Source organism: Janthinobacterium lyxosi, assembly GCF_051380665.1.
Lineage (GTDB): Bacteria > Pseudomonadota > Gammaproteobacteria > Burkholderiales > Burkholderiaceae_D > Janthinobacterium.
The window spans coordinates 24,743-50,535 of sequence record NZ_JBNYXM010000020.1; the positions used below are offsets into that span (position 1 = coordinate 24,743).

The window sequence follows — 25,793 nt, forward strand, 5'->3', positions numbered from 1 at the left end:
GTATGACAAATACGTTTTTGTTTATGTATTTATATGCAGCGCATATAAATAGGCGGTAAAGGTCAGGCTGGAGGATTCAGTATGTTTAAAAAGGCCCGCACGACGGGAGCGTCGTCCAGCGTGGTGTAGCTGATATACAGGTTGGCCGATGGCGGATTGGTCTTGATCGGCAGGAAGACGACGCCGGGCCAGCCGATGCGGCTCGTTGTTTCCGGCACCAGCGTCACGCCCAGGCCCGCACCCACCATGGCCAGCAGGGTTTGCGGTTCGCTCGCTTCCTGGAAAATCACGGGTTCGAAACCGGCATTGATGCAGCATTGCACCAGGTAGCGGGGAAAGGCCGACTTGTCGAGGTTCAGCGTGAGCATCGGTTCGTGGGCGATGTCGATCAGCTCGATGGCCGTGTTTTTTGCCAGCGGATGATGTTCGTTGACAGCCACGCAGACGTTTTCGCGGAAGCATAGTTCCTGGCGTAAATTATCGTGACGCAAGTCGTCGTCGTTGAGCTTGGGTTCGCGCCAGAAACCTACGTCGATTTGCTTGGCGCGCAAGGCTTCGTATTGCACCGTGGGACCGAATTCATGGATGGTCCAGGTGACGCGGGGAAATTTGGTCTGGAATTCTTCCAGCAGACTGGGGATGGGACCCCACATGGCCGAGCCGACGATGCCCACGCGCAAGCGGCCCACTTCGCCGCGGTCGATCTGGCGGATGGTGTCGATGGTCATGCGCATCTTGGCCAGCAGGTCGGCCGCCTCGTTCATCAGCGCCTTGCCCGCCACGGTCAGCTCGAAAGTGCGCGTGGTGCGCGCAAACAGGCGCACGCCCAGTTCGCTTTCCAGTTTCATGATCTGCTGGCTCAGGGGCGGCTGCGAGATATGCAGGCGCTCGGCGGCGCGGCTGAAGCTTTTCTCCTCGGCAACGGCAAGAAAATACTTTAACTGTTTCAGATCGATGGACATGCTTTCCTTGGCGTTGCGTGGTGCTTGGCGATGGAACGGCGCGCAGGCCTTGATGCCGGCATGCGCGCTTTCTTTACAGCAGTCCTATTATCGTGCCACGACTGCCTGCATGGCAATGGCCAGCGCGGTGCCGACCTGGGCATTGTGCTTGACCAGCGCGATATTCGTTGCCAGGCTGCGCCCGTCCGTCAGTTGCTTGATGCGCGACAACAGGAATGGCGTGACTTGCTTGCCCTTCACGCCGCCCGCGTCCGCTTCCTGCAGCGCTTGCGTGGTGATCGCATCGATCTCTTCCTTCGGCATGGCTTGCGCAGCCGGCACGGGGTTGCTGACGATCACGCCGCCTTTCAAGCCCAGCTGCCACTTGGTGCCGATGAAGGCAGCCTGCTCGGCGGCCGTGTCGAGGCGGAAATCGGCCTTGAAGCCGCTTTCGCGGGTAAAGAAGGCAGGAAAACCTTCCTGGCCCACGCTGATGACGGGCACGCCGTGGGTTTCCAGGTATTCCAGGGTCAGGCCGATGTCGAGGATGGATTTGACGCCCGCGCAGACGACGGCGACGGACGTTTGCGCCAGTTCCTGCAAGTCGGCGGAAATGTCGAAGCTGGTTTCCGCGCCGCGGTGCACGCCGCCGATGCCGCCCGTAACGAACACGGAAATACCAGCCAGTTCCGCGCAGATCATGGTGGCGGCCACGGTGGTGGCGCCTAGCTTGCCTTGCGACAGCACGAACGGCAAGTCGCGGCGGCTGACCTTCATGGCGTCGGGTGAGGTGCCCAGCAGTTCCAGCTGCTCGGGCGACAGGCCCACGCAAATCTTGCCACCGATGATGGCGATGGTGGCCGGCACGGCGCCGCCGTCACGGATGATCTGTTCCACTTCGCGCGCCATTTCCACGTTTTGCGGATACGGCATGCCGTGCGAAATGATGGTCGATTCCAGCGCCACGATGGCCTTGCCGGCGGCGCGCGCGTCGATGACTTCTTGCGAGAACGAGAGGAAATTATTCAATTGCGTCATGTGTCAATCCTGTTGAAAGAGGGTAGGGGGAGGTGGCGCCAGGTCGGCGTCGTCAATGTTGTCGAGCGCGCCGGCGGAAATCTGGGGGGAGACGGTGGCAGCCGATTCCAGGGTCATGGCAGCCAGCTTCAGGCCGCGCCGGCATGCCAGTTTCAAATCGCTGCTGTCGTGGTATAGGGACCAGCAGACGGCGGCGGAAAACGCGTCGCCGGCGCCCGTCACGTCGACGGCGTCCACTTCGCGCGCGGCCAGGTGCACGACTGGCGCATCCTGGCTGTCGCCATTCGTAAAGTACACGCCTTCGCCGCCGCAGGTGACGATCACCTGGCGCGCACCCTGGCGCTGCACTTCGCGGCAGGCGGCGCGCACATCAAACGCCGTGGGCAAGGCGCGCGCCACGCGCGTTTCCAGTTCTCCCCGGTTAAGGATCAGCAGGTGCAAGCCCGTCAGGTCTTGCGGCAGGTGCGCCATCTTCGGCTGCGAGACGGCGACGATGACGAGCGGCGTCGCGTAGGCCGCCTCCTGGCGCGCGTCGGCCAGCAGTGCCTGCACGCTGTCGTGGCCCAGGTTCAGGTCGCAGACGGTGAGGGCGGCGGCGGCGCGCTGCGGCTGGCGGCTATGTAAAAAGGCTGGGGTCAGCTGTTCGTACAGTTGCATATTGGCCATCGCCAGCAGCATTTCGCCAGTTTCGTCAAGCACGGCCGTGTAAGTGCCGCTGCTGGTGTTGCTCAGATGCAAGCTGCCGCGCATATCGATGCCCGCGTCTTCCGCATGCGTCTGCAGGGCGTGGCCGGCCGCGTCGTCGCCCAGCGCCGTCAACAGGGCCACGGGGATAGCCAGACGGGCCAGGTTTTCCGCGATGTTGCGGCCCACGCCGCCAAACACTTCTTCCGAGCGCACGGGATTCGAGGTGCCCATCTGCAGGGGCGCCAGGGTGCGCATCTTGCGGTCGAGGTTGGCTGCACCTATGCACAGCACGGGGCGACTGTCGGGCAGCACGTAGGCGCGTCCCAGCAGGCGGCGCTCGCGGATCAATCCGGCGATGTGGCCGGCGACGGCCGAGCGCGACAAGCCCAGTTCGCCCGCCAGGTCTTGCTGCGAGATGAAGGGGTTGTTGCGGATCAGCGTGTACAGCTGGTCTTTTTTATTGGTATCGGTCACAAGGTGTTCGCTGAAGGGTTAAACATTTGTCTGTGACTTTAAACATTTGTCCGATCGGTGTCAAGTTCGCGTCAAGGGTGTGCGAAAATTGTTCGTATGGAGCTTGTATGCATGCATTTCCCGGGCATCGCAAGGGCGTGGCCGTCGCTGGCGGGCGAGCGCTTGCCTCGACTATAATATCGGCCATTTATATTTGAATTGTATAAATGGGCAAGAAAAATGGTATTTGCCATACATATTCCGTTTGATGCATAGTGGCGGCAAATAGTGGCAATACGCATTTGGATATACCCGTAACACCCATACATACCCGATTCCTGGGCGCGATACTTTGCGTACCCCGCCGCGCAGGCAGCAACCATCATCATTAGTCAATCAGAGGATAACCATGTCGAACAACGCCCCTTTCCACGCCGCCGAAATCATCCGTGCCCGCGCTCCTGAAAATTTCAAGCCGCGCGTGGCGATGATCCTCGGCTCCGGCCTGGGTGTGTTGGCCGAGCAGATGACGGACGCCGTCAGCATCAGCTTTGACGAATTGCCAGGTTTCCCGATCAGCACCGTGCACGGCCATGCCGGCGAACTGGTGGTCGGCACCCTGTCGGGCGTCGCCGTCGTCTGCATGAAGGGCCGTGGCCACTTTTATGAAGGCTATGGCATGGGCGTGATGACGAGCGCCATCCGTACCTTGAAACTGCTGGGCTGCGAAATGCTGTTCGTTACCAACGCTGCCGGTTCCCTGCGCCCTGAAGTGGACGCCGGCAGCCTGGTGGCCATCAGCGACCATATCAACCTGCTGCCAGGCACGCCGATGGTCGGCCCGAACGACGACCGCTTCGGCCCGCGCTTCTTCAGCATGGCCAACGCCTATGATGCGGACCTGCGCCAGCAAGTCAAGGACACGGCGGCCGCCAGCGGCATCACTCTGCACGAGGGCGTGTTCGTCGCCTACCCTGGCCCGAATTTCGAAACGGCGGCCGAAATCCGCATGATGGCCCGCCTGGGCGCCGACACGGTCGGCATGTCGGTGGTGCCGGAAGTGGTCTCGGCCCGCCATTGCGACCTGAAAGTGGTGGGCGTGTCCGTCGTCACCAACCTGGCCGAAGGCATGTCGCCATTCGCCCTGTCGCACGAGCAAACCCTGAAATACGCGGCCATCGGCGCGAAAGACCTGGTCAAGCTGATCCTCGCTTTCCTGGCCAAAGTCGCTGAGAAACCGCAAGCCTAAGCACTTTTTTACGCAGTAGCGGCGCGCCGGCCACCGGCGCTGCTGCGCGGCAGGCCGGGGAAATCCGGCCTACACTGTTCGCATCATCCCGCATCACTCCATAAAGCGAGCCTTATCATGTCACGCGCATTTATCCTCCTGCTTGATTCCTTCGGCCTTGGCGCGACGCCAGACGCCGCCAAGTATGGCGACGCAGGTGCCAATACCTTTGGCCACATTGCCAGCACTGTCGCCAAAAGCGGCAAGGCCTTGAAACTCCCTAACATGGAACGCCTGGGACTGGGCGCCGCCGCGCACCTGGCCAGCGGCGAATGGGCCACGGGCTTCGACCAGCGCGACGGTTTCACCGGCGCCTACGGCGCGGCGCGCGAGCGCTCCACCGGCAAGGACACGCAGAGCGGCCACTGGGAAATCGCCGGCGTGCCCGTCGAATTCGACTGGGGATATTTTCCCCGCACCACGCCATCGTTCCCCGCCGACCTGACCGACAAGCTGAAAGCCATGTCGGGCGTGCCCGGCTTCCTGGGTGATTGCCATGCCTCCGGCACGGACATCATCAACAAGCATGGCGATGAACACGTCGCCACCGGCAAGCTGATTATCTATACCTCGGGCGACTCGGTGATGCAGATCGCCGCGCACGAAGAATCGTTCGGCCTCGAGCGCCTGTACGCAGTGTGCGAAATGGCTTTCAAGCTGGTCGAGCCATACAACATCGGCCGCGTCATCGCCCGCCCGTTCACCGGCAGCAATGGCAACTACACGCGCACCAGCAACCGCCACGACTACGCCGTCGCGCCGCCAAGCAAGACCCTGCTCGACCACGTCAAGAATGCGGGCGGCGAAGTCGTCGGCCTGGGCAAGATCAGCGACATTTTCGCCACCCAGGGCATCTCGCGCGTCGTCAAGGGCGTCGACAACATGGCGCTGTTCGAAGCGCTGTTGAAAACGGCCGATGAAGTGCAGGACAAGTCGCTCACTTTTGTGAACTTCGTCGATTTCGACCAGGCCTTCGGCCACCGCCGCAACGTCGAGGGCTATGCCGACGCGCTGCGCGAAATGGATGCGCGACTGCCGGAATTCATGGCCAAGCTCAAGGAAGGCGACCTGGTCGTGATCACCGCCGACCATGGCTGCGACCCGACCTGGCACGGCTCCGACCACACCCGCGAACACATTCCGATGATCTTCTTCGGTCCCGGCGTCGCCCCGCGCGCACTGGGTATTTCCGAGACGTTCTCCGATATTGGTCAAACCCTCGCCAAGCACCTTGGCGTACCACCACTTGCTAATGGAACCAGCTTGTTATGACACTCATGCACCCCGAATTCAAGCGTAACGAGGCCGTAGGCCTCGACCTGGGCTGGATCAACCAGATCCGCGTCAACCGCGCCGCGACGGACCGCCGCGCGGCCAGCCTGGCGAACCGCCGTACGGTGAAAAAGGAATACCAGGCCGCCTGGCTGGTCAAAGCCATCCAGATGATCGACCTGACCACCCTGGGCGGCGACGATACGCCGGGCCGCGTGGAACGCCTGTGCATGAAGGCCATGCGCCCACTGCGCGCGGACCTGATGGCCGCACTGGGCCTGACGCAATTGAGCACCGGCGCCGTGTGCGTGTACCACGAGATGATCCAGCCAGCCGTGAAAGTCATCCAGGGCCGCATGCCCATCGCCGCCGTGTCGACAGGTTTCCCGGCCGGCCTGACGAGCATGGAAACGAAGCTGCGCGAGATCGAACTGTCGGTCGCCGCCGGCGCTTCCGAGATCGATATCGTCATCACGCGCCAGCACGTCCTGAACGGCAACTGGCAAGTGCTGTACGACGAAATGCTGGCCTACCGCAAGGCTTGCGGCGAAGCGCACGTGAAGGCGATTCTCGCCACGGGCGACTTGCTGACCATGGAAAACGTGGCCAAGGCTTCGTGGGTCTGCATGATGGCCGGCGCCGATTTCATCAAGACCTCCACCGGTAAAGAGGGCGTGAACGCCACCATCCCCGTGGCCCTGACGATGGTGCGCACGATCCGCGAATACCACGAGCAGACGGGCTTCCAGGTGGGCTTCAAGCCGGCCGGCGGCGTCAGCTCGGCCAAGAGCGCGCTGCAATACCTGACCCTGATGAAGGAAGAACTGGGCAACGAATGGCTGCAGCCGCACCTGTTCCGCATCGGCGCTTCCAGCCTGCTGACCGACATCGAGCGTCAGCTCGAGCACTACGTCACCGGCAGCTACTCGGCCAATCATCGTCACGCACAACCTTAAAGAACAATCGTCATGCCAACAATTAACGAGATTCTCAATACTATGGACTACGGCCCTGCTCCCGAAAGTCAAAAAGAAGCGCAGGCGTGGCTTGATGGCCACCAGCGCAAATTCGGTTTGTTCATCGACAATGCCTGGAGCGAGCCGGCCGAGCTGTTCGCTTCGACCAATCCTGCCGATGGCACGCAACTGGCGGAACTGACGCAAGCGAGCGACCTTGACGTGGAACGCGCCGTGGCAGCGGCGCGCCGCGTGCTGCCGGTATGGCAGGGCATGGGTGGCCATGGCCGCGCGAAAGTCATGTACGCGCTGGCACGCTTGCTGCAAAAGCATTCGCGCCTGTTCGCCGTGCTCGAAACCCTGGACAACGGCAAGACCATCCGCGAAACGCGCGATATCGATCTGCCGCTGGCCGCGCGCCATTTCTACCATCACGCCGGCTGGGCGCAGCTGCAATCGGAAGAATTCGCCGACTACCGCGCCGTGGGTGTGGTGGGCCAGATCGTGCCGTGGAATTTCCCCCTGCTGATGCTGTCGTGGAAAATCGCCCCGGCCCTGGCGGCCGGCAACACGGTGGTCTTCAAGCCGGCTGAATTCACGTCGCTGACCGCCATGCTGTTCGCCGAATTGTGCGTGCAAGCGGGCGTGCCGGCCGGCGTGGTCAATATCGTCACCGGTGACGGCCGCGTAGGCTCGGCCATCGTCAACCATTCTGGCGTCGACAAGATCGCGTTTACGGGTTCCACGGAAGTGGGTCGTTTGATTCGCGAGGCGACGGCCGGCAGCGGCAAGAAGCTGTCGTTAGAACTGGGCGGCAAGTCGCCGTTCATCGTCTTTGAAGACGCGGACCTGGACGGCGCCGTGGAAGGCCTGGTCGATTCAATCTGGTTTAACCAGGGACAAGTGTGCTGCGCCGGTTCGCGCCTGCTGGTGCAGGAATCGATCCAGGAGCGCTTCCTGAACAAAGTGCGCGCGCGCATGGAAAACCTGCGTCTTGGTTCGCCCCTGGACAAATCGATGGACGTGGGCGCGCTGGTCGACCCCGTGCAGCGCCAGCGCATCGCCGCGCTGGTCGATACCGCCCGTGCCGAAGGCTGCGACGTGTGGCAACCGGCGTGCGAATTGCCGGCTGACGGCTCGTGGTTCCCGCCCACCCTGATCACGGGCGCATCGACGTCGGCCGCCGTGGCACAGGCTGAAATTTTCGGCCCCGTGCTGGTGGCCATGAGCTTCCGCACGCCGCCCGAAGCGGTGCAACTGGCGAACAACACGGTGTACGGCCTGGCCGCCAGCGTGTGGACCGAGTCGATCAGTCTCGCGTTGGACATCGCTCCTGCCATCAAGGCTGGCGTGGTGTGGATCAACAGCGCCAACCAGTTCGATGCCGCGTGCGGCTTCGGCGGCTACCGCGAATCGGGCTTCGGCCGCGAAGGCGGCCGCGAAGGCATGCTGGAATACATGACGGCCCTGGCCGAAGATGCGCGCCCGGCCTTGCCGGTGGTGCAGGCGAAAGCCAAGGGCAATGTGAAACCGGCAGCAGCCGACCCCTTCGCCATCGACCGCACGGCCAAGATGTACATCGGCGGCAAACAGGCGCGTCCTGACAGCGCCTACAGCGCGCCCGTATTCGGCGCGAATGGCGCGCTGCTGGCCGAGGTGGGCGTAGGTAGCCGCAAGGATATCCGCAACGCCATCGAAGCGGCGCATAAAGCGTCCGGCTGGACCAGCGCCACGGCGCACAACCGCGCGCAAGTGCTGTACTACATCGCCGAAAACCTGGCGGCGCGCGCCGACGAATTTGCTGCCCGCATCGCCGCCATGACGGGCAGTAAAAATCCTGAGAAGGAAGTGCAGGCATCGATTGAACGCCTGTTTTACTACGCCGCCTGGGCCGACAAGTACGACGGCCTGGCGCACCAGCCGCCCACCAAAGGCATTACCGTGGCGCTCAATGAAGCGGTCGGCGTGATCGGCATCGTCTGCCCGAACGAAGCGCCACTGCTCAGCTTCATCTCGCTGGTGGCGCCGGCCATCGCGCTGGGCAACCGCGTGGTGGTGGTGCCATCGGAAGCGCATCCGCTTTCCGCGCTGGACCTGTACCAGGTCTTCGACACGTCCGACTTGCCGGGCGGCGTCGTCAACATCATCAGCGGCAACGCCGATGAACTGGCGCGCACCCTGGCCACGCACGCCGACATCGACGCCGTCTGGCGCCATGACGGATCCGCTGAGGGTTGCGCGGAAGTCGAGCGCCTGTCGGCCGGCACCCTGAAACGCACCTGGGTCGGTGGCGCCAAAGGCCGCGACTGGTACAGTGCCGCCCAAAGCGGCGGCCGTGCCGTGCTGGCACATGCGTCGCAAGTGAAAAACGTGTGGATTCCTTACGGCGTCTGATCGATAAGTAGTGCTGGCAAAGCTGGGGTCAGAACCGTAGGGACTGACCCCAGATCATATGATTGGAGTTATTCCATGTTGTTAACCCAAGAAATCATCCGCAAGAAGCGCGACAAGGGCGTGCTGAGCGCCGAAGAAATCCAGTTTTTCGTACGCGGCATCACTGACGGCAGCGTCAGCGAAGGCCAGATCGCGGCGCTGGGCATGGCCGTCTATTTCAACGACATGAACATGGACGAGCGCGTGGCGTTCACCCTGGCCATGCGCGATTCCGGCCAGGTGCTGGACTGGCGCTCGCTGAACTTGCCGGGCCCTGTCGTCGACAAGCATTCGACGGGCGGCGTGGGTGACGTCGTTTCCCTGCTGCTGGGCCCCATGGTCGCCGCATGCGGCGGCTACGTGCCGATGATCTCGGGCCGCGGCCTGGGCCACACGGGCGGCACGCTGGACAAGTTCGACGCCATTCCTGGTTACTGCACCGTGCCGGACAATGAATTGTTCCGCAAGGTAGTGCAGGATATCGGCGTGGCCATCATCGGCCAGACGGCGCAGCTGGCGCCGGCCGACAAGCGTTTCTACAGCATCCGCGACGTCACGGCCACGGTGGAATCCGTGGCCATGATCACCGGTTCCATCCTGTCGAAGAAGCTGTCGGCCGGCCTGGATGTGCTGGTGATGGACGTCAAAGTGGGCTCGGGCGCCTTCATGCCGACCTATGACAAGTCGGTGGAACTGGCCGAGAGCATTGTCGCCGTCGGTAATGGCGCGGGCATGCAGACGTCGGCGATTTTGACGGACATGAACGAATCGCTGGCGCCGTACGCGGGCAATGCGCTGGAAGTGCGCGGCGCCATGGATTACCTGACGGGCCGTTCGCGTCCCGCGCGCCTGCACGAAGTCACTTTGTCGCTGTGCGCCGAGATGCTGGTGCTGGGCGGCCTGGCTGCCACCGAAGACGAGGCGCGCGTGAAATTGATGGCGGCCCTCGATTCGGGCGCAGCGGCCGAGCGCTTCTCGCGCATGGTGTCCGCCTTGGGCGGCCCGGCCGATCTGGTCGAGAATCCGGACAAGCACCTGGACAAAGCGCCGTTCGTCGTGCCGGCACCGGCGCTCACCGCCGGTTACGCGAATGTGCGCGATTGCCGCGGCATCGGCCTGGCCGTGGTGGCCCTGGGCGGTGGCCGTCGCCGTCCGACCGACAGCATCGACTTCGCTGTCGGCCTGACGGATCTGGTGGGTCTGGGTGAGCAAGTATCCGTTGGCCAGCCGTTGGCCATGGTGCATGCGCGTACGGAAGCGGCGGCGCAGCAAGCCGTCAAGGAAATCCAGGACGCGTATGCCATCAGTGCGGTGGCGCTGACGGCCAATCCGGTGATTTACCGTACGATTCGTCCGTAAACTAAGCCCAGAAGCAAAGTCTGGGGTTGAAAAGAAAACAAAATGAACAACCAAGAACTGATCGCCGAAGCCAATGCCGGCCGTGAACTGGCCTACGCGCCATACTCGCGTTTCAAGGTGGGGGCGGCGCTGCTGTGCAAGGATGGCCGCGTCTTCCGTGGCTGTAACGTGGAAAACGCCGCATATGGCCTGTGCAACTGCGCCGAGCGTACGGCGTTTTTCAGCGCCATCGCGCATGGCTGTAAACCAGGCGACTTCGCCAAGCTGGCCGTCACGGGCGACACGGCGGAACCGATCTCGCCCTGCGGCGCCTGCCGCCAGGTGATGTTCGAGATGGGCGGCGCCGACCTGCCGGTGATCCTCACCAATCTGAAAAACGACATCATGGAAGTGACGGCGGGCTGGCTGCTGCCGCACGGTTTCGGCAATTCCGACCTGGACATGCAGTAACAGGATCCGCTTGAACAAGACGATCGACATCCAGGCGGCCGTGGCGATTGCCGCGGCCGAAGCCATGGCAGCCAAGACGCAGGGCACCTTCGGCGTGGGCGGCGTGCTGCTCGACGGCGCCGGCAATGTGCTGCAATCGATGCATAACAACGTCGTGCGCCAGGGGCTGGTGTTCGATCCCACCGCGCATGGTGAACGCCAGTTGGTGGACTGGTATTTTGCCGAACGGGCCAAGGGAACGCCCTTACCGCCGCCGGGCGAACTGACCATCGTCACCTCGCTCGACCCGTGCTGCATGTGCACGGGGGCGATTTTGGCGGCCGGCTTCAACGTGGTGGTGGCCGCGCCCGACGTCAAGGCGGGCATCAATTACGATGGCGCTGCCACGTTCACGGCCTTGCCGGCGCTGCTGCAGGCCCAGGCCGGCCGAAGCTTTTGCTATCCGGCCGTGCGTGGCGCCACCGAGTATGCGCGGCTGCCTTCCGGCGCCGCGCCCAAATCTTTTTTCATCGGCAAGAGCATCCACGAGGCGACGCAGGCACTGTGCTCGCTCGTGTTCGAAGCGACATCGGCGCAGGTGATGCAGCTGCTGAACGCCGGCGACGACGTGCACCTGCGCGACCCGGCTACCTTGCCGTCCGAGCATGCCGTGGTGCGCGCTCTGCGCCGCCGCTATCCCGACGCTCTGACTTACCGCTGCGAGCCACATGCGCCCGATGCTGGCCTGGCGCCATTCCTGCAGGCGGCCATGGAGCAGGATGTGCGCGATGGCGGCCAGGGCGACGCGGCCGCCTTGCTCGATCCTTTCGGCAATCTGCTGCTGTGCATGCCGGGAAAATTGGCGCAATCGGCCATCCGCACGCCATTCATGGAATGCACGCGCCAGTACGCGCAATTGCGTTTTGAATTGATGGCGAATGCCGAGCCGGCGCTGCAGGAAGAAATCAAAAGCTACCTGGGTCACCCCAAGCACGGCACCTTCGTGCTGGCCATCGGCCCGGACGACAGCGCCGCCAGTTTCATGACCCTGGGTGCCTACGGCTCCACCATGGAAGGGGCGCTGCCGGAGAATAATCCGGCACAATTCCAGTACGTGCGCCCGGCCATGGCGGAAGATGCGCTGCTGGCGCTGTGCGACGCCATGCCGCCGCTGTACCGCAAGCTGATACGCATCCGGCCGCGCCAGGTGGTGGACCAGGCTTTGATCCGCGCACTGGGCTAGGCGTCGTCGTCGGGCAGGTTTTTGAGTAAAAAGTCGCGCACGTTTTCGCCCGCCACGCGGCGGATTTGCGCTTCCGACAGGCCCGCATCGAGCAGCGCCTGCGTCAGGCGCGGCAAGCCGGTGGCGTCGATGGCCGTGGTGACGGCGCCGTCGAAGTCCGAGCCATAGGCCACGTGTTCCGCCCCGATCAGTTTTACCGTGTACTTGATGGCGCGCGCGATGGATGCCACGTCCTTGCCGCAGACAGCCGTATTCCAGAAACCGATGCCCACCAGGCCACCCTGGGCGGCGATGCGTTTCAATTGTGCGTCGCTCAGGTTGCGCCCATTGGCGCAGGTGCCGCGCACGCCCGTGTGCGACACCATCACGGGGCGTTTCGCCAAAGTTAGCACGTCGTCGATGGTGGCCGGCGAGGCGTGTGCCAGGTCGACGATCATCTTGCGCTGCTCCATGGCGCGCAGCCATTGCTTGCCCAGTGGCGTCAGGCCGCCTTTTTTCAGGCCGTGCTGGGAACCGGAGAGTTCCGTGTCGAAGAAGTGCGTGGGCGCGGCCATGCGATAGCCGGCCCGGTACAAGGTATCGAGGTTGTCCAGCTTGCCTTCGAGCGCATGTGCGCCTTCCAGTGTCAGCCAGCCGGCCAGCAGGCCGGGATCGTTCTCGCGCGCGGCGATGAAGCTGCGCAGCTGGGCGCGGCTGCCGATCACGCGGACCTTGCCATGGCTCTTGCCCGCTTGCTGGCGCAGCTCGTCGGCCTGCCAGGTGGCGCGCGCCAACAGGCTGTTCCAGGTGGCGGGCGGCAAGCCTTGCGCCACCACCAGCGCCGTGATGTTGTCCGTGTCGCTGCCATTGCGCTCGATATTCATCTTGCGCGGCGTCTTGGTGACGACGGAAAAGGCTTGCAGCGCCACGTTGGCCCGCTGCAGGCGGGGGAAGTCGACATGCCCGCGCTGGCTGTCGCGGTTCAGATTGCGTTGCCACAGCAGGCTGTCCGCGTGCAGGTCGGCGATCCACAGGCTCTGGTGCAGGGCCACAGTGGCTGTCGATGGCTTCTTGCCGGACGGCGCGTGTACACGGTTGAGGTGCTCGTCGACGAGGACGGGAGCGGACAGGAAACCGCCGACCAGCGCAAGGCTGGCGGCGGCGAGGGTAATGATAATCATTGTTCTCCGTTTTACCATGGATCGTAGGTGCCCAGGCTCCAGATATGGCCTTCCGGATCGCGGCAGGTAAAGCCTCGTCCGCCGTAGTCTTCATCCTTGATGTCGAGCACGATCTCGGCGCCGGCCTCGCGCGCGCTGCGGTAGACGGCGTCGGCATCGTTGACGACCAGGTAGCAGTTTTGCGTGTTGGCGCCACCGATGTCGCCAGGCAGTTTCATCAGGCGGCCATAGTCGCTGTCGAGGGCCGGTGCCACCATGACCATGCCATTGCCAAAGCTCAGTTGCGCGTGGGCGACGCCACCGTTGCCGTCAGGCACGATCAATTGTTTTTCAAAACCGAGTGCGGTGCACAGCCATTCGATGGCGGCGGGGGCATCGCGGTAGCGCAGACAGGGAATGGTCGTAGCTGCTGTAGCTTTTGCTGTCGTGGTCATCAGAAAACTCCTATGGCTGTGGGGGAGTAGCTTCGATCATGGATACTGCGTAGCGTTCCGTCTCAAACCCATCCATCGGGATGGGTTTGATGCCCGTCAATGCTGCGTGCATCCATAGTGCCATAGAACAATCATTGCACTCTTGCCACGACGAAAATTTTTATTGCGGCGACTGGGGAGAGTTTGCCGCCTTCGTGTCCGTGCCCGTGTCGTCGCTGTTGCTTGCCCATCTCAGCAGCATGACGAGGGCAAACAGCATGATGGCCAGCGGCAAGATGGTGATCAGGAACGCCAGTCCCAGGCAGCACGCCAGCAGCATGGGCCAGGACATGGCGCGCAGGGCGGCCATGCCTTGGCGCGCGTAAGCGCACAGCTCGTTCCAGAAAGCGCTGAAGGAAGTGCTGCCCGGTGCCGAATTGATGTCTTTCATGCCGTTCTCCTGTCGTGTGAGTGCCGCTGCCGTATGCATGCTGGCGATGAATCCACTATAGGCAAAACTTTGCTGCCGGGCATCGCGTATGCGACGGATGGCAGGAATGGCGGACCGAACGGTGAAAGGCAGGGACAAACGGCTATTCAAACACCTTGAGTTTCAGCTGGAAACTGAGGGCGCCATACAGGCGATCCTTGTAGGACGGCACGATGGCGATATTCACGCCCACGCGCTGATATTCATAGCTGATGGTGGGGACCAGGGCCGGGAACCAGCCGCCATCGCGCATCTTCGGATAGCCGCTGAAGCCGCCAACGACGGCGCCGATCCGCAGCGGGCCCACCCGGATCGGCTGGTAGTACACGCCCAGGTAGTTCGAGTAGGCGCGGTCGCTATTGTAGAAGCGCCCGGCCGTGACCGACGCGACGGTGGAAAAGCGGTATTCGGCGCCCAGGCCCGGATTGCTGTCGTTCAGATTCTTGTCGCGCTGAAAGTGATACGAATAAAAGCCCGCGTTGAGCCAGGTTTCGCTGAGCGGCTGATTCTCTATCATGCCCACTGTCTGCGCCTGTGCCATGGATGCCACTGCCAGCAGCGCCGCGCAGGCAGCTTTGCTCAGCAATGACGCGGTGCGCGCCGATGACCATTGTTTCATGCCTGTTCCTTATCCTGTCGATATGGCGTCGCCATTGCAAACGCTCCAGCGCGCCATGCTATCACTGCTAGTTTGTTCATTGGAAATTTCATCACGCGCCGGGCGCTGCCGCAGGCAGGGCGATGGCCGCCTGCACCATGTGCGTGAGCAGGATTTCGGCGTCCTCGTAATCCTTGCGCGTGAGCTGCTTGCGTTCCAGCACCAGGGCCATCTGCGCCGAAAAGTCCGCATACGATTGCGTCATGGCCCAGATGGCGAACATCAGGTGCGTGGCGTTGACGGGCGCGATCCTGCCGGCGGCGATCCAGGCTTCGAAGACGGCGATATCCTTGCGCAGCAGGGGCACGACCCGGTCGCGTATCTGCGCGCCGTACAGGGGAGCGCCATTGATCACTTCCAGCGCATACACGCGCGAGGCCCATGGCTGTTCGCGCGAAAAACGCAGCTTGGCGCCGATATACGCGCGCAGCACGTCGCGCGGTTCGTCGTGTTCGTTGGCCAGCGACTCCATGCGCGCCAGCCAGTCGTCGAGCACGTCGTCGAGCACGCGCTGGTATAGCAGCTGCTTGGATGGAAAGTAATACATCAGGTTTTGCTTCGACAGGCCGGCCCGTTCGGCGATGGTGGCGATCGACGCGCCCTCGTAGCCGCTTTCCGCGAACGCGCGCACGGCCTGCTCCAGGATGTCCGCTTCCAGGCGGTCGCGGTTTTGCAGGCGCCGGCCGCCGGTATTTTTCACGGGAAGGGCAGGGGGTTTTTCGCTGGCCATGGCGGATTCTTTAGCGTGGGCGTATCGATTGCAGGAAGGCTTGCAGCACGGGGTTGTCGGTGTAGGCCACGTTGAAGCGGAACCACACCGTCTCGGGCGCGCGCAGCATGAAAAATTCGTTCGGCGACAGCAGGATGCCGGCTTTTAATGCCATGTCGGCGATGATCTTGCCATTCCATTCCGGCGTCTGCAGGTCGGGCCAGCCGGCGCTGACGAACATGCCGCCGCGGGGCCGCGCCACGGGCGCCATGCCCGCTTGCGCCAGACCGTCGATGCTGCGCTCGCGGGCTGCATCGAGCTGCGCCACCAGCCGTTCCACCATGCGCTTGTAGGGTCGCGCGGAGATGGCGTGGTAGACGGCGCGCTCGTTGATTTCCGACGTCGTCAGTCCTGCCAGCATTTTCACGCGCACCAGTTCGGCCACCAGCGACGGCGAGGCGCAAATCGACCCTACGCGCAGCACGGGCGACAGGGTCTTGGAAAAACTGCCCACGCGGATCACGCGGCGCAAGCCGTCCATCGCCGCCAGCGAGGCGTCGCCACGCGCCGCCAGTTCGCGGTAGATATCGTCTTCCACCAGCCAGAAATCGAATTGCTCGGCCAGCGCCAGCAGGCGGTGCGTTTGCGCCTGGCTGAGCGAGGTACCGAGTGGGTTTTGCAGCACCGTGTTGACGAACATCAGCTTGGGCTGGGTACGCGCTGCCTCGCTGGCCAGCGCATCGAGGTCCAGGCCCGCCTCGCCGCGGTTGACGCCGACGGGGATGCAGCCGTGGTGGCGGATCAGCGACTGCAGATTGCTGTAGCCGGGGTCTTCCACCAGCACCGTGTCGCCCGGCTTGGTCAGGCTGCGCAGGATCAAATCAAATGCGTGCGTGGCACCGTGCGTCAGCAAGACCTGGTCCGCTTCCACCTGGAACAGCTCTTCGGACAGAGTGGTGGCCAGGTGCTGGCGCAGCGAGGGGAAGCCCAGCGGGTGGCCGTAGCCGCGCAGGCGGCTGGCGGGAATGCGCATGGCCTGGCGCACGGCATCGAGCACGGTCGCTTCGCCATACATCTCGGGCGGCAGCCAGCCCGCACCCACGGGCAGCGCATCCGAGACGCCCGAATACAGGTCAGGCGTGAGGGCGTCGATGGCGGTGGGACTCGTAAGGGTGTTGGCAATTAGGGCCGCCTGCGGCGAGGCGGCGATATCGTGTCGCGCGACGAAATAGCCGGAACCGCGCCGTGACGACAGCAGGCCCAGATTGACCAGGCGGTCATACGATTCGACGACGGTAAACGTCGATACGCCATTGCACCGGGCGAACTGGCGCACGGAAGGCATGCGTGTGCCGATGCGCAGGGCGCGGCTGCCCACCATGACGCTGATGGCGATGACGATCTGCTCGACCAGTCCGCCCTTTTTCTGGCGATCGATGTCCAACACGGGCCAGCCGCTGCCTTGCTCGGGGGCCTCGTCTGTGCTGTCGCTGTGCTTCACGGTGGCTCCTTATGCTGCCTTGCACAAAACTGTAGTGGTTTTTTGACCTGTACGGTTGGGACACTTTGCCGTTTGTGTATCTGTGCCATTTGGGGTGGCCTGTCTATTATTACATCAGCTTTTTGCCAACTGGTAAATTATTTTACGCTTCGTCAAAAACGATCCTGGCCCCGCGCCAGCCCATCCCAAGGAGAAGGTCATGAACGAAACCAGGCCAGAATCTATGTCGGCATTCTGGATGCCGTTTACCAACAACCGCGATTTCAAGGCCCATCCGCGCCTGCTGGTCTCGGCCGAAGGCATGTATTACAAGGACGTCGATGGCAACGCCATCCTCGATGGCACGGCCGGCCTGTGGTGCGTGCCGTGCGGCCATGCGCAGCCGCAGATCGTCGGCGCCATCCGCGAAATGGTCGGTCAGCTCGACTTCGCGCCCACCTTCCAGATGGGCCATCCGGCCGCCTTCGACCTGGCGGAAAAACTGATGGACTACACGGGCCACAAGTTCGGCCACGTTTTCTACACCAACTCCGGCTCCGAGGCCGTCGACACGGCCCTGAAGATGGCGCTGGCCTACCACAGGGCGCGCGGCGAGGGCGCACGCACGCGCCTGATCGGCCGCGAACGCGGTTATCACGGCGTGGGCTTCGGCGGCATTTCCGTGGGCGGCATCGGCGGCAACCGCAAGACCTTCGGCCCCTTGCTGCCAGGCGTGGACCACCTGCCGCACACGCACAACCTGGACAAAAACGCCTACACGGTGGGCGAGCCCGAATACGGCACTCACCTGGCCGATGAACTCGAACGCATCGTCGCCCTGCACGACGCCTCGACGATTGCCGCCGTCATCGTCGAACCGGTGGCCGGTTCCACGGGCGTGCTGATCCCGCCGAAAGGCTATCTGAAACGCCTGCGCGAGCTGTGTACCAAGCATGGCATCCTGCTGATCTTCGATGAAGTGATCACGGGTTTCGGTCGTATGACGACGCCGTTTGCCGCCGATTATTTCGACGTCGAACCGGACCTGATGACGACGGCCAAGGGCCTGACCAACGGCATGGTACCGATGGGCGCCGTGTTCAGCAAAAAGTATATCCACGACGCCTTCATGGATGCGCCACCGGGCATCGAGCTGTTCCACGGCTACACGTATTCCGGCCACCCGCTCGCCTGCGCCGCCTCGCTGGCCACCCTGCAAGTGTTCGAGGAACAGGACATCCTGGGCCACGCGAAAAGCATGCAGGCGTATTGGAGCGACGCCGTGCATTCCCTGAAAGGCTTGCCGCACGTGATCGACTTGCGCAGCATCGGCCTGATCGCCGGCATCGAGCTCGAGCCCATCGCCGGCAAACCGGGCGCGCGCGCCTTCAACGCCTTCAAGCAGGCCTTCGCCGACGGCGTGCTGATACGCACGACGGGCGACATCATCGCCCTGTCGCCGCCGCTGGTGTTGGAAAAACAGCATGTCGACGAGCTGTTTGGCAAGCTGGCCAAGGTATTAAAAAATCTCGACTAAGGAACACCATGAACACTCTCGACACCATCACCCACTTCATCAACGGCGCTAAAGTCGACACCCGGAGTGGCCGTTACGGCGATGTCTACAACCCTGCCATCGGCGAACCCGTCGCCAGGGTCGCGCTGGGCACCAGCGAAGAAGTGGACTCTGCCGTGCAGGCCGCGGCCGCCGCCTTTCCCGCATGGTCGGCCACGCCGCCGTTGAGCCGCGCCCGTGTCCTGTTCCGTTACCTGCAGCTGTGCCAGCAGCACACGGACGACTTTGCCGCCATGCTCACGCGCGAGCATGGCAAGACCTTTGCCGATGCGCAGGGCGAGGTGGCGCGCGGCATCGAGATGGTGGAGTTTGCCGTCGGCATTCCGCAGCTGCTGAAAGGCGAATTCACCGACCAGATTTCGCGCGGCATCGACGCCTGGTCCATGCGCCAGGCGCTGGGCGTGGTGGCCGGCATCACGCCATTCAACTTCCCTGTGATGGTGCCGATGTGGATGTTCCCTGTTGCCATCGCCTGCGGCAATACCTTCGTCTTGAAACCGTCCGAGCGCGATCCGTCGGCCTCCTTGCTGCACGCGAAATTGCTGAAAGAAGCTGGCTTGCCCGACGGCGTCTTCAACGTGGTACAGGGAGACAAGGTGACGGTCGACGCCTTGCTCGATCACCCCGTGGTGCAGGCGATCAGCTTTGTCGGTTCGACGCCGATCGCCGAATACATCTATGCGCGCGGCAGCGCCAGTGGCAAGCGCGTGCAAGCCCTGGGTGGCGCGAAGAATCACATGGTGGTGATGCCCGACGCGGACATGGAGATGACGGTCGATGCGCTGATCGGCGCGGCCTACGGTTCGGCGGGCGAGCGCTGCATGGCCATCTCGGTGGTGGTGGCCGTGGGTGACGCGGGCGACAAATTGATCGATGCACTGGCAACGCGCACGGCTGCACTGAAAGTGCGCGACGGCATGGCGGATGGTGCGGAAATGGGACCGGTCGTCTCGCTGGCCGCCAAGCAGCGTATCGAAAAACTCATCGCCTCTGGCGTGGAGCAGGGCGCGACTTTAGTGGTCGATGGCCGCAACCATGTGGTGCCGGGCCGCGAGAACGGTTTCTTTGTCGGCGGTACCTTGTTCGACCATGTGACGCGCGACATGAGCATCTACAAGGAAGAGATTTTCGGCCCCGTGCTGTGCGTGTTGCGCTGTCCTGACGTGGTGCATGCGGTGGAGCTGATCAACGCCAACGAGTATGGCAACGGCGTGGCCATCTACACGCGCGACGGCGGCGTGGCGCGCGAATTCGTGCGCCAGATCCAGGTCGGCATGGTGGGCGTCAACATCCCCTTGCCCGTGCCGATGGCCTTCAACAGCTTTGGCGGCTGGAAGCGCAGCATGTTCGGCGACCACCACGCGTATGGTCCCGAAGGCGTGCGCTTCTACACCCGCCACAAGGCCGTGATGCAGCGCTGGCCGAACACGGCAAGCGCTGGTGTGGAATTTGCTTTTCCCCAGATGAAGTGACGGTTTCGAACTAAAAATCCACTGCAGGCTCAAAGAAGGAAAACGCGATGATCGAGTCCCTGAACTATTTGCCGCATCCCGCCCTGCCCAACGAGGAACTGGCGGGCCATTTCACGGACCTGGCGCCGCCCCTGACGGCGCGCCAGGCGGCCATCGAAAGCGCCCGCTGCCTGTATTGCTACGACGCGCCGTGCAGCCGCATCTGTCCGTCGGAAATCGACGTGGCCAGCTTCATCCGCAACATCCACGACAAGAACATCAACGGCGCCGCCGCCGGCATCCTGAAACAGAACATCCTGGGCGGCAGCTGCGCCCGCGTCTGTCCCACGGAAATCCTGTGCGAAGATGTCTGCGTGCGTAATCACGATGGGGAAGGCCAGCCGGTGAAAATCGGCCTGCTGCAGCGCTACGCGGTCGATCACATGCATTTCGCGCAGCACCCGTTCCAGCGCGCCGCCGCCACCGGCAAAACGATTGCCATCGTCGGCGCGGGACCGGCGGGACTGTCCTGCGCGCACCGTCTGGCCATGCTGGGCCACCACGTGGTGATCTTTGAAAAGGAAGACAAGGCGGGCGGCTTGAATGAATACGGCATCGCCAAGTACAAGCTGACAGACGATTTCGCGCAAAAGGAAATCGACTTCCTGCTGCAGATAGGCGGCATCGAGGTCCGATGTTGCCAGGCGCTGGGCGAGAACCTGCAGCTGCGCGACTTGCACGCGCAGTATGACGCCGTCTTCCTGGGCCTGGGCCTGGGCGCCAGCCGCAAGCTGGGCCTGACGGGCGAGGATGCCCCTGGCCTGCTGGCCGCCGTCGACTATATCAGCGCGCTGCGCCAGGCGGACGACCTGGCCGCGCTGCCCGTGCCGAAACGCGCCATCGTCATCGGCGCCGGCAATACGGCCATCGACATGGCGGTGCAAATCCAGCGTTTGGGCGCCGAGGAAGTCACCTTGGTGTACCGGCGCGGTTTCGACGCCATGACGGCCACCCACCATGAACAGGAGATCGCCAAGGCCAACCAGGTGCGCATGCTGACGTGGGCCCAGCCGCAGCAGGTGCTGCTCGATACTGCCGGCAAGGTGGCCGGCATGCGCTTCGAGAAAACGCACATGCAGGGTTCACGCCTGGCGGGCACGGGTGAAACGTTCGACGTGGCGGCCGACGCCATCTTCAAGGCCATCGGCCAGAGCCTCGACATCGAAGTGCTGCATGACCCGATGGCGTCGTTGCTGAAACGCGAAGGCGACAAGATCGCCGTCGACACGGGCTTTCGCACGGTGCTGCCGGGCATCTATGCGGGCGGTGATTGCGTGGCGCCGGGGCAGGACTTGACGGTGCAAGCCGTCCAGCATGGCAAGCTGGCCGCACTGGCCATCCATCACGATCTTCTTTCCAAAGTGGAGGCTGCATAATGGCTGATCTCAGCATCGAATTTTGCGGCATCAAGGCGCCGAATCCCTTCTGGCTGGCGTCCGCACCGCCGACCGACAAGGCCTATAACGTGGTGCGCGCCTTCGAAGCGGGGTGGGGCGGCGTCGTGTGGAAAACCCTGGGCGAAGACCCGGCCGCCGTCAACGTCTCGTCGCGCTACTCGGCCCTGTATGGCAAGAACCGCGAAGTGGTCGGCTTCAATAACATCGAACTCATTACCGACCGTTCTCTGGAAATCAATCTGCGCGAAATCACGCAGGTGAAAAAGGACTGGCCGGACCGCGCCATGATCGTCTCCCTGATGTTGCCCTGCGAAGAGCACTACTGGGCCGACATCCTGCCCAAGGTCGAGGCGACGGGTGCCGATGGTATCGAACTCAATTTCGGCTGCCCGCACGGCATGCCGGAGCGGGGCATGGGCGCGGCCGTGGGCCAGGTGCCCGAGTATGTGCAGATGGTCACTGCCTGGTGCAAGAAGCACAGCCGTCTGCCCGTCATCGTCAAGCTCACACCCAACATCACGGACGTGCGCATGCCGGCGCGCGCGGCCAAGGCGGGCGGCGCGGACGCCGTCTCGCTGATCAACACCATCAACTCGATCACCTCGCTGGACCTGGACCGCATGGTGGCCCTGCCCATCGTGGGCGGCGCCAGCACGCACGGCGGCTATTGCGGGTCTGCCGTCAAGCCGATCGCCCTGAACATGGTGGCGGAAATCGCCCGCGATCCGCAGACGCGCGGTTTGCCCATTTCCGGCATCGGCGGCATTGGCAACTGGCGCGACGCGGCCGAATTCATCGCATTGGGCGCCGGCTGCGTGCAGGTCTGCACGGCGGCCATGCTGCATGGTTTTCGCATCGTCGAAGAAATGAAGGATGGCTTGTCGCGCTGGATGGATGAGAAGGCCTATGAGCGTATCAGCGACTTTTCCGGCAAGGCCGTGGCCAACACGACGGACTGGAAATATCTGGACATGAATTACCAGGTCATCGCGCACATCAACCAGGACGACTGCATCAAGTGCGGCAAGTGCTATGTGGCCTGCGAAGACACGTCGCACCAGTCGATTGCGCAACTGATCGACGCTGCAGGCATGCGCACGTATGAGGTGATCAAGGAGGAATGCGTGGGCTGCAATCTGTGCGAAATCACCTGTCCGGTGCAGGGCTGCATCACGATGGTGCCGCAGACCACGGGCAGGCCGTACATGAACTGGACGCAGGATCCGCGCAACCCGCATGCGTTGGTGGAGACGGCATAGGGCACGCATCAAGGCATGTATCTTGCGTGTGTTTATTTTGTAAACGGCGGCCGGCCTTTGCGGTAAGCTAGATTGACTTAAAAGTCGAGCCGTTTCTATAAAACCGATCCCCTCCCAACCGATGGAGCATACCTGTGAACCACGACTATTCAGGCAACACGCAACTCTGGAATGAAGACCTGGCGCCCACCACTGCGGCGCAGCGCACCTGGCGCTGGTATCACTTCGCCGCGCTGTGGGTCGGCATGGTGATGTGCATTCCCGCCTACACCCTGTCGGCCAGCCTGATCGACAGCGGCATGTCCGGTTACCAGGCCGTGCTTACGGTATTTCTCGCCAACGCCATCGTGCTCTTGCCCATGCTCTTGATCGGCCATGCGGGCACCAAGTACGGCATCCCGTATGCCGTGCTGGCGCGCGCCTCGTTCGGCACCATGGGCGCGCGCTTGCCGGCCCTGATGCGCGCCATCGTCGCCTGCGGCTGGTATGGTATCCAGACTTGGTTTGGCGGGCAGATGATCTACACCCTGATGGGCGTGCTGGTGGGCCATGAGCTGGGCGGCGAGAAGATCGCTGGCCTGGGCATCAACGGCAGCCAGTTGCTGTGCTTCCTGGCTTTCTGGGCCATCCAGTTCTATTACATCCTGCATGGCATGGAGTCGATCCGCAAACTGGAAACGTACACGGCGCCGCTGAAAATCCTCATCTGCTTCGTGCTGCTGTACTGGGTGCACAGCAAGGCCGGCGGCGTGGCCAGCCTGCTGGACCAGCCATCGCAATTCATCCCCGGTGGTAAAAAGGCGGGCCAGTTCTGGAGCGTCTTCTGGCCATCGTTGACAGCCATGGTGGGCTTCTGGGCCACCCTTGCCTTGAACATCCCCGACTTCACGCGCTTTGCCAAGAGCCAGCGCGACCAAGTGATCGGCCAGTCCATCGGCTTGCCCGTGCCCATGGGATTGCTGGCCATGCTGGCTGTCATCGTCACTGCCGGCTCCGTCGTCATGTACGGCAAGGCCATCTGGGACCCCGTCGACCTGGCCAGCCGCATGACGGGCGCCGCCGTGCTGATCGCCCTGATCATCCTGCTGATCGACACGGTCAGCGTCAACCTGGCGGCCAACCTGGTGGGCCCGGCCTACGACTTTTCCTCGCTGGCACCGAAGCAGATTTCGTACAAGATGGGCGGCTACATCACGGCCTTCATCGCCATCGTCATGATGCCGTGGAAGGTGCTCGAATCGACGCAGGGCTATATCTTCACGTGGCTGATCGGCTACTCGGCACTGCTGGGTCCCATCGCCGGCATCCTCATCGTCGACTACTACTTTGTGCGCAAGACGCAGCTCGACGTCAAGCAGCTGTACCGCGACGATGGCATCTACTCGTATGGCAATGGCTGGAATATGGCAGCCTTGATCGCCTTTGTCATCGCCGTGCTGCCGAATCTCCCGGGCTTTTTGAACGCGGCCTTTCCCACGGCGTTTCCCGGCGTGGCCGAAGGCTTTAAAACCATCTACACCTACGCCTGGTTCGTGGGTGTGGCCATCGCCGCAGTCGTCTACGGCGTCATGATGAAGGGTAAGGCCGTGGCGCACGTGCAGCAGGCGCCGCAGTCCTGATCTTTTCGAGAAGGAGACAAGATGACTACACTGATACGTGGCGGTACCGTCGTCAACGCCGACCGCGCCTTCCGCGCCGATGTGCTGATTGAGGGCGATATCATCGCCGCCGTCGGCGAGAACTTGCCGGTGCCGGCCGGTGCCACCGTGATCGACGCGGGCGGCCTGTACGTGATGCCGGGCGGGATAGACACCCACACGCATATGAATCTGCCCTTCATGGGCACCGTGACGTCCGACGATTTTTTCACGGGCACGGCGGCGGGATTGGCGGGCGGCACCACCACCATCATGGATTTCGTCATTCCCGCACCCAAGCAATCCTTGATCGAGGCGTATTACCAGTGGCGCGAGTGGTCGGCCAAGGCGGCCGGCGACTACACCTTCCACGTGGCGATTACCTGGTGGAGCGAGCAGGTACATGAAGAGATGGGCATCCTCGTGCGCGAACATGGCGTGAACAGCTTCAAGCACTTCATGGCCTACAAGAACGCCATCATGGCCGACGATGAAACGCTGGTGAAAAGCTTCAGCCGGTCGCTGGAACTGGGGGCGCTGCCCACCGTGCATGCGGAGAATGGCGAACTGGTTTTTCAATTGCAGCAAGCCTTGCTCAAGAAGGGAATTACCGGGCCGCAGGCGCATCCGCGGTCGCGCCCGCCGGCCGTGGAGGCCGAGGCGGCCAACCGCGCCATTGCGATCGCCAATGTCCTCAATACCCCCGTATACATCGTGCACGTCTCGTGCGCCGAGTCGCTCGACGCCATCACGCGGGCGCGCGCGAATGGCCAGCGCGTGTATGGCGAAGCGCTGGCGGGCCACCTGGTGATCGACGACAGCGTCTACCAGAGCGATGATTTCGATTACGTGGCAGGCCACGTCATGAGCCCGCCGTTCCGCGGCAAGCACCATCAAGCGGCCTTGTGGCATGGCCTGCAGAGCGGCAACCTGCACACGACGGCCACCGACCACTGTACCTTTTGCGCCGAACAGAAGGCGGCGGGCAAGGACGACTTCACGCGCATCCCGAACGGCTGTGGCGGCGTCGAGGAACGCATGGCCGTGGTGTGGGATGCGGGCGTCAATCCGGGCATGCTCACGCCCTCCGAATTCGTCAAGGTTAGCTCCACCAATGCGGCGCAGATATTCAATATGTATCCACGCAAGGGCGTCATCGCCGTGGGCAGCGATGCCGACATTGTGCTGTGGGACCCGCATGGCACGCGCACCATTTCCGCCGCCACGCAGTTCGCCAAAGGGGGCTTCAATGTCTTCGAAGGGCGCACCGTGCGCGGCATCCCCCGCACCACGATAGCCGCCGGCAAGGTGGTCTTCCACCAGGGCGAACTGACGGCCGTCGAAGGGGCCGGACGCTATATCGAACGGCCTGCCTTTTCCGCCACCACCGCATGAAGTCAGGAG

The 25,793-nt window shown here is 63.0% G+C and carries 22 protein-coding genes; 13 read left to right on the plus strand and 9 right to left on the minus strand.

Annotation, left to right across the window (positions count from 1 at the left end; translation table 11 throughout):
• Positions 1–62 precede the first annotated feature (62 nt).
• From ACQ4WP_RS20015 to ACQ4WP_RS20025, 3 genes are all read right to left on the minus strand, one after another.
• On the minus strand, positions 63–962 hold the full coding sequence (locus tag ACQ4WP_RS20015; protein ID WP_436506792.1) for a LysR family transcriptional regulator: 900 nt from the start codon (positions 960–962) through the stop codon (positions 63–65).
• Positions 963–1,049: 87 nt separating this feature from the next.
• Positions 1,050–1,979, minus strand: a complete 930-nt coding sequence (locus ACQ4WP_RS20020; protein ID WP_436523672.1) for a pseudouridine-5'-phosphate glycosidase — start codon at positions 1,977–1,979, stop codon at positions 1,050–1,052.
• A gap of 3 nt (positions 1,980–1,982) precedes the next feature.
• Positions 1,983–3,140, minus strand: a complete 1,158-nt coding sequence (locus tag ACQ4WP_RS20025) for a carbohydrate kinase (RefSeq protein ID WP_436523674.1) — start codon at positions 3,138–3,140, stop codon at positions 1,983–1,985.
• Between the two features lie 388 nt (positions 3,141–3,528).
• On the opposite strand from ACQ4WP_RS20025, the gene xapA reads away from it, so the two are divergent.
• The 7 genes from xapA (at position 3,529) to ACQ4WP_RS20060 (ending at position 12,099) form a co-directional block, all read left to right on the plus strand.
• The gene (xapA, locus tag ACQ4WP_RS20030; protein WP_436523676.1) at positions 3,529–4,368 is read left to right on the plus strand and encodes a xanthosine phosphorylase; all 840 of its coding nucleotides are present in this window, start codon (positions 3,529–3,531) and stop codon (positions 4,366–4,368) included.
• A gap of 117 nt (positions 4,369–4,485) precedes the next feature.
• Positions 4,486–5,679, plus strand: coding sequence for a phosphopentomutase (locus tag ACQ4WP_RS20035; RefSeq protein WP_436523678.1), 1,194 nt, complete (start codon positions 4,486–4,488; stop codon positions 5,677–5,679).
• Positions 5,676–6,635, plus strand: a complete 960-nt coding sequence (gene deoC / locus ACQ4WP_RS20040) for a deoxyribose-phosphate aldolase (protein WP_436523680.1) — start codon at positions 5,676–5,678, stop codon at positions 6,633–6,635. The genes ACQ4WP_RS20035 and deoC overlap by 4 nt, the downstream gene beginning before the upstream one ends.
• 12 nt (positions 6,636–6,647) lie before the next feature.
• Positions 6,648–9,029: an aldehyde dehydrogenase family protein gene (locus tag ACQ4WP_RS20045; protein ID WP_436523682.1), complete on the plus strand. Its 2,382-nt coding sequence runs from the start codon at positions 6,648–6,650 to the stop codon at positions 9,027–9,029.
• Positions 9,030–9,104: 75 nt separating this feature from the next.
• The gene (gene deoA, locus ACQ4WP_RS20050) at positions 9,105–10,427 is read left to right on the plus strand and encodes a thymidine phosphorylase (protein WP_436523684.1); all 1,323 of its coding nucleotides are present in this window, start codon (positions 9,105–9,107) and stop codon (positions 10,425–10,427) included.
• Positions 10,428–10,469: 42 nt separating this feature from the next.
• The gene (locus tag ACQ4WP_RS20055; RefSeq protein ID WP_436523686.1) at positions 10,470–10,877 is read left to right on the plus strand and encodes a cytidine deaminase; all 408 of its coding nucleotides are present in this window, start codon (positions 10,470–10,472) and stop codon (positions 10,875–10,877) included.
• Between the two features lie 4 nt (positions 10,878–10,881).
• Complete coding sequence (locus ACQ4WP_RS20060; RefSeq protein WP_436523793.1) at positions 10,882–12,099, plus strand: nucleoside deaminase; 1,218 nt, start codon at positions 10,882–10,884, stop codon at positions 12,097–12,099.
• On the opposite strand, the gene ACQ4WP_RS20065 is transcribed toward ACQ4WP_RS20060, so the two are convergent.
• The 6 genes from ACQ4WP_RS20065 to ACQ4WP_RS20090 form a co-directional block, all read right to left on the minus strand.
• Positions 12,096–13,259 (minus strand): dipeptidase, encoded by a 1,164-nt coding sequence (locus tag ACQ4WP_RS20065; RefSeq protein ID WP_436523688.1) that lies wholly within the window; start codon positions 13,257–13,259, stop codon positions 12,096–12,098. The two genes, ACQ4WP_RS20060 and ACQ4WP_RS20065, sit on opposite strands and share 4 nt — an antisense overlap.
• 11 nt (positions 13,260–13,270) lie before the next feature.
• A complete protein-coding gene (locus tag ACQ4WP_RS20070; RefSeq protein WP_436523690.1) occupies positions 13,271–13,693 on the minus strand; it encodes a VOC family protein in 423 nt (140 codons plus the stop codon).
• Between the two features lie 160 nt (positions 13,694–13,853).
• Positions 13,854–14,123 carry a hypothetical protein gene (locus ACQ4WP_RS20075; RefSeq protein WP_436523692.1) on the minus strand — a complete coding sequence of 90 codons (270 nt, stop codon included), beginning with the start codon at positions 14,121–14,123 and terminating at the stop codon, positions 13,854–13,856.
• 142 nt (positions 14,124–14,265) lie between these two features.
• Entirely contained in the window at positions 14,266–14,781 is a 516-nt protein-coding gene (locus ACQ4WP_RS20080) for a hypothetical protein (RefSeq protein ID WP_436523694.1), read from the minus strand.
• Positions 14,782–14,872: 91 nt separating this feature from the next.
• Complete coding sequence (locus tag ACQ4WP_RS20085; protein ID WP_436523696.1) at positions 14,873–15,550, minus strand: TetR/AcrR family transcriptional regulator; 678 nt, start codon at positions 15,548–15,550, stop codon at positions 14,873–14,875.
• Between the two features lie 10 nt (positions 15,551–15,560).
• Complete coding sequence (locus tag ACQ4WP_RS20090; protein ID WP_436523698.1) at positions 15,561–17,030, minus strand: aminotransferase-like domain-containing protein; 1,470 nt, start codon at positions 17,028–17,030, stop codon at positions 15,561–15,563.
• Positions 17,031–17,229: 199 nt separating this feature from the next.
• Here ACQ4WP_RS20090 and aptA point away from each other — a divergent pair, with 199 nt between their 5' ends.
• The 6 genes from aptA to hydA all read left to right on the plus strand — a co-directional run bounded on the left by aptA (position 17,230) and on the right by hydA (position 25,784).
• Positions 17,230–18,546 (plus strand): omega-aminotransferase AptA, encoded by a 1,317-nt coding sequence (gene aptA / locus ACQ4WP_RS20095; RefSeq protein ID WP_436523700.1) that lies wholly within the window; start codon positions 17,230–17,232, stop codon positions 18,544–18,546.
• 8 nt (positions 18,547–18,554) lie between these two features.
• On the plus strand, positions 18,555–20,057 hold the full coding sequence (locus ACQ4WP_RS20100) for a CoA-acylating methylmalonate-semialdehyde dehydrogenase (protein WP_436523702.1): 1,503 nt from the start codon (positions 18,555–18,557) through the stop codon (positions 20,055–20,057).
• 47 nt (positions 20,058–20,104) lie between these two features.
• Positions 20,105–21,472, plus strand: coding sequence for an NAD(P)-dependent oxidoreductase (locus ACQ4WP_RS20105; protein WP_436523704.1), 1,368 nt, complete (start codon positions 20,105–20,107; stop codon positions 21,470–21,472).
• On the plus strand, positions 21,472–22,752 hold the full coding sequence (gene preA, locus ACQ4WP_RS20110; RefSeq protein ID WP_436523706.1) for an NAD-dependent dihydropyrimidine dehydrogenase subunit PreA: 1,281 nt from the start codon (positions 21,472–21,474) through the stop codon (positions 22,750–22,752). Before ACQ4WP_RS20105 ends, preA begins: the two co-directional genes overlap by 1 nt.
• 134 nt (positions 22,753–22,886) lie before the next feature.
• Positions 22,887–24,371 carry an NCS1 family nucleobase:cation symporter-1 gene (locus tag ACQ4WP_RS20115; protein ID WP_436523707.1) on the plus strand — a complete coding sequence of 495 codons (1,485 nt, stop codon included), beginning with the start codon at positions 22,887–22,889 and terminating at the stop codon, positions 24,369–24,371.
• Positions 24,372–24,392: 21 nt separating this feature from the next.
• Positions 24,393–25,784: a dihydropyrimidinase gene (gene hydA, locus ACQ4WP_RS20120; RefSeq protein ID WP_436523709.1), complete on the plus strand. Its 1,392-nt coding sequence runs from the start codon at positions 24,393–24,395 to the stop codon at positions 25,782–25,784.
• Positions 25,785–25,793 lie beyond the last annotated feature (9 nt).

Bases quoted from the DNA above. Each gene is read 5' to 3' on its own strand.
- ACQ4WP_RS20075 (WP_436523692.1), bottom strand. From the start codon at position 14,123: ATGAAAGACATCAATTCGGCACCGGGCAGCACTTCCTTCAGCGCTTTC.
- hydA (WP_436523709.1), top strand. From the start codon at position 24,393: ATGACTACACTGATACGTGGCGGTACCGTCGTCAACGCCGACCGCGCC.
- ACQ4WP_RS20065 (WP_436523688.1), bottom strand. From the start codon at position 13,259: ATGATTATCATTACCCTCGCCGCCGCCAGCCTTGCGCTGGTCGGCGGT.
- ACQ4WP_RS20055 (WP_436523686.1), top strand. From the start codon at position 10,470: ATGAACAACCAAGAACTGATCGCCGAAGCCAATGCCGGCCGTGAACTG.
- ACQ4WP_RS20080 (WP_436523694.1), bottom strand. From the start codon at position 14,781: ATGAAACAATGGTCATCGGCGCGCACCGCGTCATTGCTGAGCAAAGCT.
- ACQ4WP_RS20045 (WP_436523682.1), top strand. From the start codon at position 6,648: ATGCCAACAATTAACGAGATTCTCAATACTATGGACTACGGCCCTGCT.
- xapA (WP_436523676.1), top strand. From the start codon at position 3,529: ATGTCGAACAACGCCCCTTTCCACGCCGCCGAAATCATCCGTGCCCGC.
- deoA (WP_436523684.1), top strand. From the start codon at position 9,105: ATGTTGTTAACCCAAGAAATCATCCGCAAGAAGCGCGACAAGGGCGTG.
- ACQ4WP_RS20100 (WP_436523702.1), top strand. From the start codon at position 18,555: ATGAACACTCTCGACACCATCACCCACTTCATCAACGGCGCTAAAGTC.
- ACQ4WP_RS20020 (WP_436523672.1), bottom strand. From the start codon at position 1,979: ATGACGCAATTGAATAATTTCCTCTCGTTCTCGCAAGAAGTCATCGAC.
- ACQ4WP_RS20070 (WP_436523690.1), bottom strand. From the start codon at position 13,693: ATGACCACGACAGCAAAAGCTACAGCAGCTACGACCATTCCCTGTCTG.
- deoC (WP_436523680.1), top strand. From the start codon at position 5,676: ATGACACTCATGCACCCCGAATTCAAGCGTAACGAGGCCGTAGGCCTC.
- aptA (WP_436523700.1), top strand. From the start codon at position 17,230: ATGAACGAAACCAGGCCAGAATCTATGTCGGCATTCTGGATGCCGTTT.
- ACQ4WP_RS20085 (WP_436523696.1), bottom strand. From the start codon at position 15,550: ATGGCCAGCGAAAAACCCCCTGCCCTTCCCGTGAAAAATACCGGCGGC.
- ACQ4WP_RS20015 (WP_436506792.1), bottom strand. From the start codon at position 962: ATGTCCATCGATCTGAAACAGTTAAAGTATTTTCTTGCCGTTGCCGAG.
- ACQ4WP_RS20035 (WP_436523678.1), top strand. From the start codon at position 4,486: ATGTCACGCGCATTTATCCTCCTGCTTGATTCCTTCGGCCTTGGCGCG.
- ACQ4WP_RS20105 (WP_436523704.1), top strand. From the start codon at position 20,105: ATGATCGAGTCCCTGAACTATTTGCCGCATCCCGCCCTGCCCAACGAG.
- preA (WP_436523706.1), top strand. From the start codon at position 21,472: ATGGCTGATCTCAGCATCGAATTTTGCGGCATCAAGGCGCCGAATCCC.